Raw genomic sequence first — 13,083 nt, forward strand, 5'->3', positions numbered from 1 at the left:
TAGGCAGCCGACTCATAAAACTCGATCCACAGCCTGACCGATGCCAATTTGATCATCGACAGGAAATTGCGTGACGTCTTCTCGTATCGGGTTGCGATACGGCGGAACGAGGCTTTCAGCCTGCCAAAGAAACGCTCGATTTTGTTGCGTTCCCGGTAGATTGCAGCATCAAATTCGGCGGGTAGTTTGCGGTTGGCCTTGGGAGGGATCACGTCGATAGCGCCCTGTTCCCAGATCAAGTCTCTGATCCAGTCTGCGTCATATGCTTTGTCCGCGAGCACATGTTGGCCAGGTTGCAAATTGTCCAGTAGCGCCTTGCACGGCGGCGCGTCATGAGCTTGGCCGGGTGTCAATTCATATCGGATCGGCAGCCCATCCTGATTGGTAAGTGCATGTATTTTCGTTCCTAATCCGCCCCGTGAGCGACCTAAACAGCGGCGCGGGTCTTTTTTTGAGAGTCGTGGCGGAATGATGCGCGCGCACGCTGGTCCCGTCGACCATCACTGTGTCCACGTTATGCGCGTCGGCGATGGCGTCCATGATCCGGTCCCAGTGGCCCGCATAGCTCCACCGGTTGAAGCGATTATAGACCGTTGTCGGTGGGCCATATTCGCTGGGCAGATCGGCCCAAGGGATGCCGGTGCGCAGGACGTAGAAAATACCGTTGATCACGCGGCGGTCATCCACCCGCTTCTTGCCGCGCGTTTTGTTAGGTAAGACAGCTTTGATGAATTCCCATTCCAGATCGCTCATGTCTGATCGTGCCACTTCCATCCTCCCGCCCGTTGTTTAGACGAAATGAATCACAAACTTATGCTCCTAAACAAGAATTAATGGGTGTGCTGCCTAGACTGTTTATCCTCCTTTGGAAAACCCGGCGATTTCGCACTCAACCAGGTATTCGGAAACCCGGCTTGAAAACAAACGAAATCGTGACGCAAACCTACCGGATTTCCCCTTCAAGAAAGTGCGCCCTGCACCTAACTATTCCGTTCGGCAGTTTACGCGTCGGCAGCGAGTTTCAACCCAGAGATGTGTGATCGCCCGGCTGTTGACGGAAACAATCGTGGTCGCCATAAGTCCATCAGATGAACGAATTTAATGAGAAATTTTCTTAGTTCGTCTGGATGCACTTGGGGGCTGGTGTGTGTGTCGTTTGGAGTGAGGGTAAGTTTTGTAAGACCCATTGATACCAAGATCGTCCAACATGCCGACATACGGCGTCTTGTTGGTTCACTGTATCGCATGTTGCGATGCAATGATGGCGCTTTTGGTGGGTTCTACGGATGATTTGTTACCCATAGTTGTGTGCCTTGAGAGGATTTTTTTGTGACCTTGCATATGAGAAATATGTTGCCGAACGCTGAGCCTGAAGTGTTCATCGATCGGCCAACCGCGATCCGTTCTGCGCGCCGACCGTTTTATGAAACTTCAGGAAAACGCGTTTTGGACATCGTTCTGGCAATTATAGCCATCCTGCCACTGCTGGCGATCATGGTGATCCTTGTGCCCTTGATCATGCTGGATGGCGGAAGCCCGATCTACTTTCAAAAACGCATCGGCCGGAACGGCAAGGTTTTCCGGATGTGGAAGCTGCGCAGCATGGTGCCGAACGCGGATCGCGAATTGGCCGCTTTTCTGGCCGAGAACCCCGCAGCGCGCGCCGAATGGGACCACAGTCAAAAGCTGGTCCATGATCCGCGCATCACTTTGGTTGGCCGCTTTATCCGCAAGACATCCCTGGATGAGCTCCCGCAGCTTTGGAACGTCCTGAAGGGCGACATGTCTTTGGTTGGTCCGCGACCAATGATGCTGTGCCAGCGTCGCCTTTATCCTGGAACGGCCTATTACGCATTGCGTCCGGGCATCACCGGGTTCTGGCAAATTTCCGCTCGGAACAAATCGAGCTTTTCTGACCGCGCCTTCTTTGACGCGGATTATCTGAATGACCTGTCGCTGCGCACCGACCTGAAGGTCATGCTGCGCACAGTCGGCGTGGTCCTGCGCGGCACTGGCTGCTGAACTCTACCATCCGGGTCAACAAAGAGGGTCGCTATTACGCGGCCCTTTTCGTTTCCGACTAAGATTTGCGGCGCAACGCTTCGGACCGCAACTCTTTCATCAATTCCTTTAAGACCTTTTGATACAACTCGTTTGGCAAATCACCATCGTCGGTGAATTCCCTTGTCGGGCCGGCCAGGTGCATTTCCGGACCGGGGAGCACATGCGGCCGGAATGGGTTCAGACACAGACGCAGCACCCATTGAGACCTTTCGCCCCCTGCCCGACCGGCCGCAGACGACATGACAGCCACTGGCTTGTCCCTCCAAGGGTTGCCTTCCGTACGGCTGACCCAATCAAGAGCATTTTTCAGAACGCCTGATATCGCCTTGTTATACTCTGGAGTAGAAATCACCACAGCGTCCGCAAAGGCGATCTGATCCGCCAAAAGCTGCACCTCGGATGGAATACCCGGTCCGTCCTGGATGTCCTGATCGAAAAGCGGCAGATGCAGATCGGCCAGCATGAATTGCGCTGTCCCGAAATGGCGCGCGGCCTGATGGACAAGCTTTGTATTGGTCGATGCGGCACGCAAAGAGCCGGATATTCCCAGCAGGGCAAGTTCGGTCATATAAGTCCTCTGAACAGGTTGTCGTCAGAACGTAGCTGTGGTGCGGCTCAGTGCAAGCCCCTTGTCGGCTTGCACTCGCCGGATCAGTGTCCCACAGTTTGACAAACCTTATCCAATTCGGAGCGACAGATGAAACGGCACGGCGGCCAAATCCTCACGGATCAGCTTGTAAAACTCGGTGTCGACCAGGTGTTCTCTGTGCCGGGCGAAAGTTTTCTTGCCGCGCTCGACGGGCTTCATGACAGTGGCATCCAGAACGTCGTGTGCCGACACGAAGGCGGTGCCTCAATGATGGCTGAGGCGCATGGCAAGCTGACAGGTCAACCCGGTGTCGCCTTCGTAACGCGCGGGCCGGGGGCTACGAATGCCAGCGCCGGTATACATGTCGCGCGACAGGACAGCACACCGATGGTGTTGTTTGTCGGCCAGATCGCCCGCGGACACCGTGACCGCGAGGCGTTCCAGGAAGTCGATTATCGCGCCATGTTCGGATCGCTGGCGAAATGGGTCGCGGAAATCGACGAGACCGCCCGCATCCCTGAATACGTCGCGCGGGCGTTCCGTGTTGCGAACTCCGGAAGGCCCGGTCCGGTCGTGTTGGCGCTGCCAGAGGATATGCTGTCAGCCAGCGCAGAGGTGCCGGATTTCTCCGGCACGGGGGCCGCCATCGCCCGACCGGCGCGCGAAGACGTACAGGCGCTGCTGGACAAGCTGCATCGCGCCGAGCGCCCCTTGGTCGTCGCAGGCGGTCCCGGCTGGAGCGCGTCGGCGGCATTGAATCTCGCGCGGTTTGCTGAAACGCAGAATATCCCGGTCGCTGTCAGTTTCCGCAGGCAGGGGCATCTTGACAATCGTCATGCCTGTTATGTCGGCGATCTGGGCGTCGGTGCCAACCCAAAGCTGTCACAGCGGGTCCGCGACTCGGACTGTTTATTGCTGCTTGGTACGCGGTTCGGTGATATTGAAACGGCTGGCTATACCCTGCCCGACCCAGCCGGCACGAATAAATCGCTTTTGCATGTGCTGCCCGATCCGGATGAGATCGGTGCCGTTTATGGCGTTGAAGCGTCGTTGACCTGCACCGCCCCTGCCGCCCTTGAGGTGCTGGCAGAGCTGCCCGGCACTCAGGGCTGGCCCGAATGGACCGCCTCTGCCCGCGCGGATTACGAGGCATGGCGCGAACCTCAGGAAACCCCCGGCGCGGTGAAACTGGAACAAGTGCTGCGCTGGATGTCCGACATGCTGCCCGATGATGCGATCATCACCAACGGTGCCGGCAACTATGCGGCGTTCATCCACCGCTATTACCAGTTCCGCCAATATGACGCGCAGCTGGCGCCCACATCCGGCTCTATGGGATACGGCTTTCCGGCGGCGATCGCGGCCAAATTGCACCACCCGGACCGGGTGGTGGTATGTCTGGCGGGCGACGGCTGCTTCCAGATGACATTGAACGAGATGTCGACAGCACGGCAGCACGGCGCTGCAGTGATCACGATTGTGGTCAATAACGGGCGGTACGGGACAATCCGGATGCATCAGGAAAAGACTTATCCCGGTCGTGTTTCCGGGACAGAGATGGCCAATCCAGACTTCGCGGCGCTGGCGCGCGCCTATGGCGGGCATGGCGAGCGCGTGGAGACCACTGAAGCCTTTGGAGAAGCATTTGCGCGCGCGCGCGCATCGGGCCTGCCATCTGTGATCGAGGTGGTCACTGATCCGGAGATGCTGTCAACGACGATGACAGTCAGCCAATTCCGGGCATTGGGCGAGAAGGCAAAAGGCTGACGCCCCCGCCTTCTCAGGAAATTTGCGCTTTACCGGACGACATAGACCGAGGATTTTGCAAATCGAACGACGCGCGCCGCATTTGGTCCCAAAAGGTAATCCTTGAGGTCCGGTTTATGCGCGCCCAGCACGATCAGTTCGGGCGTTGTCTCTCGGGCGACTTTGAGGATTTCCTCGTAGGCTTTGCCGGTCGACACGATGTGGCGCACGTTTTTTGCATTTTCCGCGCCCAGAATATTTTCAACGAACTTGTGCAGCTCCTGACTGACGTGCTTCACCGCTTTTTCGTGATGATGCGCCTCGAAGAAGCCAGCAACCATGCTGCTGCCGAAATCAGGCACCACGGTCACCACATCCAATGACGCGCCATCCAGAACCGCCAGCTGCGCCGCGCGCTCTAGAACCTGCACCTCCTGTCCGGTTTCGTTGATGTCCACCGCGCACAAAACAGATTTACTCATGCGATAGCTCCTTCGGTTTCGCGACCACTACGCGCATGTTGCAAATAGGCAATCAAACCCAGCAAGAGAAGTGTCGGAATGAAGATAAGCTCTTTCGGCCATTGGTCGGCGGGCACCCGAACGCGGGTGATTTCCACAGGATTATCACCGTAGAAATCGAAACTGCCAAGCACATCAAAGAAAGGCGATGTCGGGAACGGCTCTTCCATCACGGTGCGCCCCTCCTCATCCTGGACCAGGACAATGCCCTTGCCGTCCAGACGTTCGGCACCTGTGCCCTCGCTTTCGATATTAAGAACCAAGGTTGTCTCCGACGCTTCTCCGGACAGGAAGTCCGGTCCGAAGACCCGGATCCGGGCGACATCGCCGACTTCGGCCTCGTCCAGAACCTGTTCAAGCTGCGACGCGTCGAAATCCGCGTAGGGCGGCTGGAACCTGTCCAACACAATTCCCGGCCGGAACAGAACGAAGGCAATCAGCACCAGTGCGACGCTTTCCCAGATCCGCGACTTGGTGAGGAACCAGCCCATCGTACCCGCCGTGAAAACAAGTATGGCGATGGTCGCGACGATGAAGATGATGATCCCCTGCACCCATCCCACGTCGATCAGCAGAAGATCGGTATTGAAGATGAACATGAATGGCAGCGCCACGGTCCGCAGGCTGTAGAAGAAGGCGATAAACCCTGTGCGGATCGCATCCCCGCCAGACACCGCCGCGGCGGCAAAGCTGGCAAGCCCCACAGGCGGCGTCACATCCGCCATGATGCCGAAGTAGAACACGAAGAGGTGCACCGCGATAAGCGGAACGATCAGCCCCGACTGTGCCCCCAGCTCCACCACAACTCCGGCCATCAGCGAACTGACGACGATGTAGTTGGCGGTCGTCGGCAGGCCCATCCCAAGGATGAGGCTGAGGATACCCACCATCACCAGCATCAGGATCAGGTTTCCGCCAGACAGGAATTCGACCAGATCGGCCATGACCTGCCCGACGCCGGTCAAGGTCACGGTGCCAACGATCACGCCCGCAGTGGCGGTTGCCAGACCGATGCCGATCATGTTGCGCGCGCCGTCGATCATCCCGCTGATCAGGTCCATAACGCCCAGTTTGAAAGCGTTGAACACTTCGCTTTCGCCGCGAAACATCGCCTTAAGTGGCCGCTGGGTCAGCAAGATGCCAAACAGCAGGAAGGACGCCCAGAAGGCAGACAGACCCGGCGATTTCTGTTCAATCATCAGGAAATAGACCAGCACGATGATCGGCAGCAGATAGTAGAGACCGGATTTGTAGATTTCGCCCACCACCGGCAGGGTCACGTCTTCGGAATTGGGATCGTCAGGCTCCAGATCCGGAACCTGTGCTGCAAGATACAACAACACCAGGTAGGCCGCAAAGGTCAGTGCTGCCAGGACCCATGCCGCGCCCTCGGGCATCATGGATGTGACAAGGGCAACCGGGTATTTCGTGCCATAACACAGCGCCGCGAAACCCACGAAGAACGCCGCCATACCACCGACGGTTTTGCCCATGCTGACAACGCGATCACCCAGCGTCGGCATGTTCAGCTTCACCGCTTCAAGATGCACGATATAGACCAGCGCGATGTAGGAAATCACCGCAGGCAGAAAGGCATGCGTGATGACCTCGACATAGGAAATGCCGACATATTCGACCATCAGGAAGGCCGCCGCCCCCATGACAGGCGGCATGATCTGACCGTTGACCGAAGAAGCAACCTCGACCGCGCCGGCCTTTTCAGACGAAAAGCCCACACGCTTCATCAGCGGAATGGTGAATGTTCCGGTGGTGACCACGTTGGCAATCGAAGACCCCGAGATCAGGCCGGTTGCGGCAGAGCCGACGACAGCCGCTTTGGCAGGGCCGCCCCGAAGGTGCCCAAGCGCCCCAAAGGCCATCTTGATAAAGTAGTTGCCCGCGCCCGCCTTGTCCAAAAGCGCGCCGAACAACACGAAAAGAAAGACGAATTTCGTTGAAACCCCCAGCGCGATCCCGAACACACCTTCAGAGGTGATCCACATGTGGCTCATCGCCTTTTGCAGCGAGGCACCTTTCCACCGAATGACTTCCGGGACGGCAGCGGAGGCGCCGAAGAAGACGTAAAGCAGGAAGATCGTTGCAATGATGGCCATCGCGGGGCCAAGCGCGCGACGTGCGCCCTCGAACAGGATAATCAGGCCGGCCAGCGCGAACCATTTGTCGGTGTCATCAGCCAAACCGCCAGATGCGACGATCTTTTCGTAGAAGATATACCCATAAAGCGCGAGGAATGCGCCAAAAATGCCCAAAGCCCAGTCCTGAATCGGAATATAGTGCCTTGGGCTGGATTTCAGTGCCGGATAGGCCATGAACGCCAAAAAGACTGCGAATGCCAGATGGATCTGGCGCGAATTGTTGATGATATCGCCCGGAAGCAGAAGGTTTGACACGGGTGATGCCAGAAGGACCTGAAACAAAGACCAGACCAACGCCACGACAGCCATGAACAGTGCAACGCTGCCTTGCGGACTGCGCGCGCCGGAATCTGACGATGTAACGAGATCCTGTAGCTCTTCTTCGGACAAAGCCCGGTTCTTGGTATCGGCCATCCGTCAGCCTCCTGTTGGCGAAAAATATACTCTAAAACGAAATCGGGGGGCGCACTTGCCCCCCGATATGGTCAGCCAATCACTCGATCAGGCCAGCCTCTTTGTAGTATTTCTCGGCACCCGGATGCAGCGGCGCGGAAAGACCGTCATTTGCCATCTCTTCCTTGGTGAGATTGGCGAAAGCCGGGTGCAGCTGCTTGAAGTCGTCGAAATTTTCGAAGACCGCAGATGTCAGCGCATAGACCGCATCCTCGGACACGTCAGCCGAAGACACCAAAGTGGCACCAACACCGAAGGTAGTGACGTCTTCATCCGACCCGCGGTACATACCACCGGGGATCGTTGCGACGCGGTAGAACGGGTAGTCCGCGACCAGTTTGTCAACGGTTTCGCCAGTCACGTTGACCAGAACGGAATCGCACGCTGTGGTGGCTTCCTGAATGGACCCGGAAGGGTGACCGACCGTGTAGACCATGGCATCGATCTGGTTGTCGCAAAGGGCTGCGGACTGTTCCGCCGCTTTCAGCTCTGTCGCCAGGGCGAAGTCATCATTGCTCCAACCCATTGCCTCCAGCAGAACTTCCATCGTGGCGCGCTGGCCGGAACCGGGGTTACCGATGTTCACGCGCTTGCCCTTGAGGTCCTCGAAAGACGAGATACCCGCATCGGCGCGCGCCACAACTGTGAACGGCTCTGGGTGGATCGAGAAAACCGAGCGCAGACCTTCAAACGCTTCGCCGTCGAACTGCTCGACACCTTCATAAGCATTATACTGGATGTCCGACTGTGCGACGCCAAATTCAAGCTCGCCCGCGCGGATCGTGTTGACGTTGTAAACCGAACCACCCGTCGACTCTACGGAGCAACGGATGCCATGATCCTTGCGGCCTTTGTTTACAAGGCGGCAGATCGCGCCACCGGTCGGGTAATAAACACCAGTCACGCCGCCGGTCCCGATGGTGATGAAATCCTGCGCCATCGCAGCAGGTGCCATCGCGACCCCCGCGACCATGACAGCGGCCCCCAGTCCCAATTTGTTAAACATAGATATACTCCTTTACGTTGGTTACAGTTTCTTGATCGGATCGACCGAACTTTTGCAGGGTCCGGTTTTGCACTTCGATATTACGCGCGATCACGGCGACATCACGGTTCATGTTGTCGTTCGACATAGTGAAAACCGTCCCCTCGAACGCCAGGTTCGCGACGCATATGTTGAGGTCGTTTGGCATAACTACCCGAACGATGACCGCATGGATTGCAAAGGTCAACGCCAGACATGCACTGTTATCAGCCGAGATGACGGCGACGGCCGCCCGTCGGTGGTCCGGCATTTCAGCAAAAACCACGCATCCGGCGAAAGAGGTTTTTGTCGCTTGCACCAGAACATTTTGCTTCTGAAAGCGCCACCCAACCGCGCGCGGCCGTTCGGAAATTCGTGATGTGTGCTGGGCCGATCTGCGGCGTGGCGCGTTCTGTCGCGTCCCTCGACCCCGGCAAGCCTGCCTCTTGGGCACCCGAAAAAAACCCGACGCCATAAAAGAGCCGAACGTCGAGAACGGACGCGCGGAATTGTTGCCCGCCCCGAACCGGCGGCGGTCAATACCCTCTGCATGGCTATGTCCAATGACAAAGCTCGCAGTGCATTTTACAGTTCTCCTGCGAGTCAAACCTGTGCTTTCAGGCATGTCTTTTCTTCTCCCCCAGACGAAATCTACGCACCCGGCTCGTCACCTGTCAACAATTGAGCCCATGCTATTTCTGCGTGAGTGTGCAGGCATCCGACCCTATGCCTCAGCAAGATCACCACCCGCCTTTGTCGAAACGCTCTGGGCAGACCGGCACCTGGGCCAGCTTTCGGCTTCTTTCGACACCGTTTTCCGAAAGTTGTCGAAGACGCGGGCAACATTGACCCCGAATTGCCAGCACGCCCTTGCACCGCGTGATGAACGACGCACTCAATATGCGATGCGTAATGCATCGGGCCCCTGCAACTGAATACGCGTCGCACAACGGCATAATTTGGTTGCAGGCGACCACTGGACCTTTACGCGACTTTCCGCTCTGCTGGGGCGACGCAACAGGAGACCCACATGCCAGATCTGGAAACCCGCATTGCCGCAGGACGTGGTGACCAACCCGCAGATATCGTATTGCGTGGCGGCAGGATTCTGGACCTCATCACAGGCGAATTGCTGGACGGCGACGTGGCCATCCTTGGCGACACCATCATCGGCACCTGCGACAGCTATGAGGGCCGCGAGGTGATTGACGTCAGCGGGCTGATACTGGTGCCGGGCTTTATTGACACGCATCTGCATATTGAATCGTCCTGCATCACGCCCTTTGAGTTCGACCGCTGCGTCGCCCCGCGCGGCGTGACCACCGCAATCTGCGATCCGCATGAGATCGCCAATGTCGTGGGCGTTGACGGCATCCGCTATTTCCAGCAGGCCAGCGAACATACGGTGATGGATATCAAGGTGCAGCTGTCGTCTTGCGTGCCCTCCACGCATATGGAAACCGCTGGTGCTGAAATCCTGGCCGCGGATCTGGCCGGGCTGATGGGCCACCCGTCGGGCATCGGGCTGGCCGAATTCATGAACTATCCCGGCGTTATTCACCGTGATCCTCAAGCAATGGCCAAACTGCGCCTGTTCGAGGGCGGCCATGTGGACGGGCATTGCCCGCAACTGTCGGGGCGCGACCTTAACGCCTATATCGCTGCGGGGATCGGCACCGAACACGAGGCAACCACAGCCGAAGAGGCCCGCGAAAAGTTGCAAAAAGGCATGCGCGTGCTGATCCGCGAAGGGTCTGTGTCCAAGGATCTGCACGCCTTGCAGCCCGTGCTGACAGAGCGAACAGCGCCCTACATGTGCCTGTGCACCGATGATCGCAACCCGCTGGACATCGCCGAATATGGCCATCTTGATTACATGATCCGCACGCTGATCGCGCTTGGCACGCCGCCGCTTGCGGCCTATCGCGCCGCCTCGCTTTCAGCGGCAGAGGCGTTCGGCCTGAAGGATCGCGGGCTGATCGCCCCCGGCAAACGTGCCGATATCGTGGCGCTGAACAGTCTGGAGCAGTGCGACGCCCGGATGGTGTTTTGCGGCGGGGTGCGCGTCGGCGCAGCCGCTTTTGACGCACGCGGTCATGTCGAACCCGTCGGTCGCGCCTCTGTCACTGCGCCAAAGCTGACAGAGGCAAGTTTCCGCAGCACCGGCAACCGCGAAGCAACGGATGTGATCGGAATTGTCGAAGGCAAGATTATCACCCAGCATCTGACCGAGGACATTGCCATCGCCGATGGCGACAAAGCCCCGGACACCAGCCGCGACCTGATCCGCATCGCGGTGGTCGAACGGCACGGAAAGAACGGCAATATCGCCACCGGCTTTGTCCGTGGTTTCGGGCTTCAGAAAGGGGCAATTGCCTCAACGGTTTGCCACGATCATCACAATATTGCCTGCGTCGGCGCGGATTATGCCGACATGGCCGTCGCTGCCAACCGTCTGGCAGAGATCGAAGGCGGGTTTGTCGTCGCTTGCGATGGCAAGATCTTGGCAGAACTGGCCCTGCCCGTCGCCGGCTTGATGAGCCTCGCGCCCTTCGAAGAGGTCCGCGACCGGCTGACGGACCTGCGCGCAGCGGCCAAAGAGCTTGGTGTCGTGCTGGAAGAACCCTTCCTGCAACTGGCCTTTCTTGCCCTACCCGTCATCCCGGCACTGAAGATCACCGATCGCGGCATGGTCGATGTGGCGAAGTTCGAGATCATTTCGGGCTGATCCCCGGAAAGCAGGAAAGCTGAACCTTCTGTCAAAAATAAACCACAATCATTATTGAAGTTGTGGCGCGTTTCGCGTCAGGGCATATTCCACCGCGACGCACATTCTTTAGCGAGGCATTAATATGACGGTAACGGTCAGCGTTTCATCCAGCAATCTCGACTACTTCGACGATTTCGACCTCAATGCGCTGGGGTCGCTGTCCTTCGACGCCTCTTTGGCATCGTTCGATCCGATATTCAGCGATGACCCTGACATCTCGCTGTCGTCAAACAGGCTGTCGTTCAGTGACGATGGCTATGCGATGAATATCCTTGGACGTGGCTTTGCACCGACCTCGTCGGTCGAGGCGCTGAGCCGCGCTTTTGAAAATGGAACCGCTCGTGGGACAGTCACGGGCCTCACCTTTACAGATCACGGGACCGAAGTTCTGGGCATCAGCCTTACACCGTCGTCCTATCAGGTTCGGTATGACGACATCAGACTGGACATCAGAGGGGCGCTGCCGACCAGCCTGCCAGACATACTTGAAACCATGTTTGCGATCATTTCACTGTCGGATTCCGAGTACCTGACCGACGCGGAAATCGCCGAACATACCGCGGTTCTTGCCGCCTATCAGGTCACCAGCCTGTCGCTTTCGCAATCCGGAGATGAACTGATTTCGGCCAGCTTCGGCCGGAATACCGTAAGCGTTAGAATCGACGATTTCACACTGTCGGTCAACGGACGGCTCCCAACCGATCTGGGCAGCGCAGTGCCGATGCTTAGCTTGTTTGGTGACGACGTAAGCGTGGACTCGAGCGCATTGAGCGGTCTTCGGATCGACAACGTGATCCTGCGTGCGCCTGACAATACCGAAATCCTCCGGGCGACCGGCGACTTCATTTCGGACCTCGACGACCCAAACGCGGACGAAATCTATCTGGTGGACGGGTTGGTCTTTGACAACATGGAAATCGACGTGCCGCTTGGCCCGCAGATCAGCAACTATCTGGAATCCGACTATGGCAGATCCTATGTCGCCGGTCTTGCCGGAGACGACACCATCGTCGGGCGGGACGGTACGGAAACTCTGAACGGCAACAAGGGCGACGACGTCCTGACGTCGACGGGCCCGTCCACAACGCTTCTGGGTGGCCTCGGTAATGACCGCCTGAACGGATCGCGCTTTTCCGACAACATGCTGGGCGGCGACGGAGAGGACACGATCATAGGCGGGGATGGCAACGACACGATCATGGGTGGTGACACAACCAGAGACCGGCGTGACGATGTGTTTGCGGGCCGCGGCGATGACCATATCGACGGCGGATATGGCAATGACAGGTTGCATGGCGACGATGGCAATGACACCATTATTGGCGGCTTCGGCGCAGATACCCTTCATGGCGGCAACGGCGATGATGTCCTGAGCGGGTCGGACTGGGGAGACAAGATCATCGGCGGCGGCGGCGATGATTTCATCAATGGCGGCTTTGGTCACGATCGGCTGCACGGTGGCACTGGTGCCGACCTGTTTTTCCATGCCGGAATCAAGCTTCACAACACGGATTGGGTGAAGGATTACAACGCCGCGCAGGGCGACGTTCTGCTCAGCGGCATCCGCGGGTCTTCGGCCTCGGATTACGTTGTGAATTTCGCGACCACGCCGGGAGCGGACGATCCCAATGTCGCCGAAGCCTTCATCGGATACAAACCCACGGGGCAAAAACTCTGGGCATTGGTTGATGGCGGCGATCAGACCGAGATCAACATACAGATCGCCGGCCAGATCTACGACCTTCTGGCCTAAACTGACC

9 protein-coding genes and 1 pseudogene are annotated in these 13,083 nt (G+C 57.9%); 4 read left to right on the forward strand and 6 right to left on the reverse strand.

Annotation, left to right across the window (positions count from 1 at the left end):
* Positions 1-774, reverse strand: a pseudogene (locus tag DMZ65_RS09890) (IS5 family transposase); the annotation flags it as partial.
* Positions 775-1,350: 576 nt separating this feature from the next.
* On the opposite strand from DMZ65_RS09890, the gene DMZ65_RS09895 reads away from it, so the two are divergent.
* Positions 1,351-2,022 carry a sugar transferase gene (locus tag DMZ65_RS09895; protein ID WP_500048335.1) on the forward strand — a complete coding sequence of 224 codons (672 nt, stop codon included), beginning with the start codon at positions 1,351-1,353 and terminating at the stop codon, positions 2,020-2,022.
* Between the two features lie 58 nt (positions 2,023-2,080).
* Here DMZ65_RS09895 and DMZ65_RS09900 read toward each other — a convergent pair whose 3' ends face one another.
* A complete protein-coding gene (locus DMZ65_RS09900; protein WP_116598758.1) occupies positions 2,081-2,632 on the reverse strand; it encodes an NADPH-dependent FMN reductase in 552 nt (183 codons plus the stop codon).
* A 129-nt stretch (positions 2,633-2,761) separates the two neighbouring features.
* Between DMZ65_RS09900 and DMZ65_RS09905 the strand changes: the two genes are divergently transcribed.
* Positions 2,762-4,420: a thiamine pyrophosphate-binding protein gene (locus tag DMZ65_RS09905; protein ID WP_116598759.1), complete on the forward strand. Its 1,659-nt coding sequence runs from the start codon at positions 2,762-2,764 to the stop codon at positions 4,418-4,420.
* A gap of 29 nt (positions 4,421-4,449) precedes the next feature.
* On the opposite strand, the gene DMZ65_RS09910 is transcribed toward DMZ65_RS09905, so the two are convergent.
* From DMZ65_RS09910 to DMZ65_RS19450, 4 genes are all read right to left on the reverse strand, one after another.
* On the reverse strand, positions 4,450-4,881 hold the full coding sequence (locus tag DMZ65_RS09910; RefSeq protein ID WP_084352869.1) for a universal stress protein: 432 nt from the start codon (positions 4,879-4,881) through the stop codon (positions 4,450-4,452).
* A complete protein-coding gene (locus DMZ65_RS09915) occupies positions 4,878-7,490 on the reverse strand; it encodes a TRAP transporter permease (RefSeq protein WP_116598760.1) in 2,613 nt (870 codons plus the stop codon). Before DMZ65_RS09915 ends, DMZ65_RS09910 begins: the two co-directional genes overlap by 4 nt.
* Positions 7,491-7,569: 79 nt before the next feature.
* Entirely contained in the window at positions 7,570-8,535 is a 966-nt protein-coding gene (locus DMZ65_RS09920) for a TAXI family TRAP transporter solute-binding subunit (RefSeq protein ID WP_198662656.1), read from the reverse strand.
* Positions 8,528-9,178 carry a hypothetical protein gene (locus DMZ65_RS19450; RefSeq protein ID WP_157960593.1) on the reverse strand — a complete coding sequence of 217 codons (651 nt, stop codon included), beginning with the start codon at positions 9,176-9,178 and terminating at the stop codon, positions 8,528-8,530. Before DMZ65_RS19450 ends, DMZ65_RS09920 begins: the two co-directional genes overlap by 8 nt.
* A gap of 405 nt (positions 9,179-9,583) precedes the next feature.
* On the opposite strand from DMZ65_RS19450, the gene ade reads away from it, so the two are divergent.
* Together ade and DMZ65_RS09935 are read left to right on the forward strand one after the other, a co-directional pair.
* On the forward strand, positions 9,584-11,281 hold the full coding sequence (ade, locus tag DMZ65_RS09930; protein WP_116598762.1) for an adenine deaminase: 1,698 nt from the start codon (positions 9,584-9,586) through the stop codon (positions 11,279-11,281).
* Between the two features lie 124 nt (positions 11,282-11,405).
* Positions 11,406-13,076 carry a calcium-binding protein gene (locus DMZ65_RS09935; protein WP_116598763.1) on the forward strand — a complete coding sequence of 557 codons (1,671 nt, stop codon included), beginning with the start codon at positions 11,406-11,408 and terminating at the stop codon, positions 13,074-13,076.
* The last annotated feature ends 7 nt before the right edge of the window (positions 13,077-13,083 follow it).

This window comes from Primorskyibacter marinus (assembly GCF_003313245.1).
Lineage (GTDB): Bacteria > Pseudomonadota > Alphaproteobacteria > Rhodobacterales > Rhodobacteraceae > Primorskyibacter > Primorskyibacter marinus.

Coding starts and splice junctions, on each gene's coding strand:
- DMZ65_RS09920 (WP_198662656.1), bottom strand. CDS start 8,535: ATGTTTAACAAATTGGGACTGGGGGCCGCTGTCATGGTCGCGGGGGTC.
- ade (WP_116598762.1), top strand. CDS start 9,584: ATGCCAGATCTGGAAACCCGCATTGCCGCAGGACGTGGTGACCAACCC.
- DMZ65_RS09935 (WP_116598763.1), top strand. CDS start 11,406: ATGACGGTAACGGTCAGCGTTTCATCCAGCAATCTCGACTACTTCGAC.
- DMZ65_RS09915 (WP_116598760.1), bottom strand. CDS start 7,490: ATGGCCGATACCAAGAACCGGGCTTTGTCCGAAGAAGAGCTACAGGAT.
- DMZ65_RS09905 (WP_116598759.1), top strand. CDS start 2,762: ATGAAACGGCACGGCGGCCAAATCCTCACGGATCAGCTTGTAAAACTC.
- DMZ65_RS09910 (WP_084352869.1), bottom strand. CDS start 4,881: ATGAGTAAATCTGTTTTGTGCGCGGTGGACATCAACGAAACCGGACAG.
- DMZ65_RS19450 (WP_157960593.1), bottom strand. CDS start 9,178: ATGCCTGAAAGCACAGGTTTGACTCGCAGGAGAACTGTAAAATGCACT.
- DMZ65_RS09900 (WP_116598758.1), bottom strand. CDS start 2,632: ATGACCGAACTTGCCCTGCTGGGAATATCCGGCTCTTTGCGTGCCGCA.
- DMZ65_RS09895 (WP_500048335.1), top strand. CDS start 1,351: ATGTTGCCGAACGCTGAGCCTGAAGTGTTCATCGATCGGCCAACCGCG.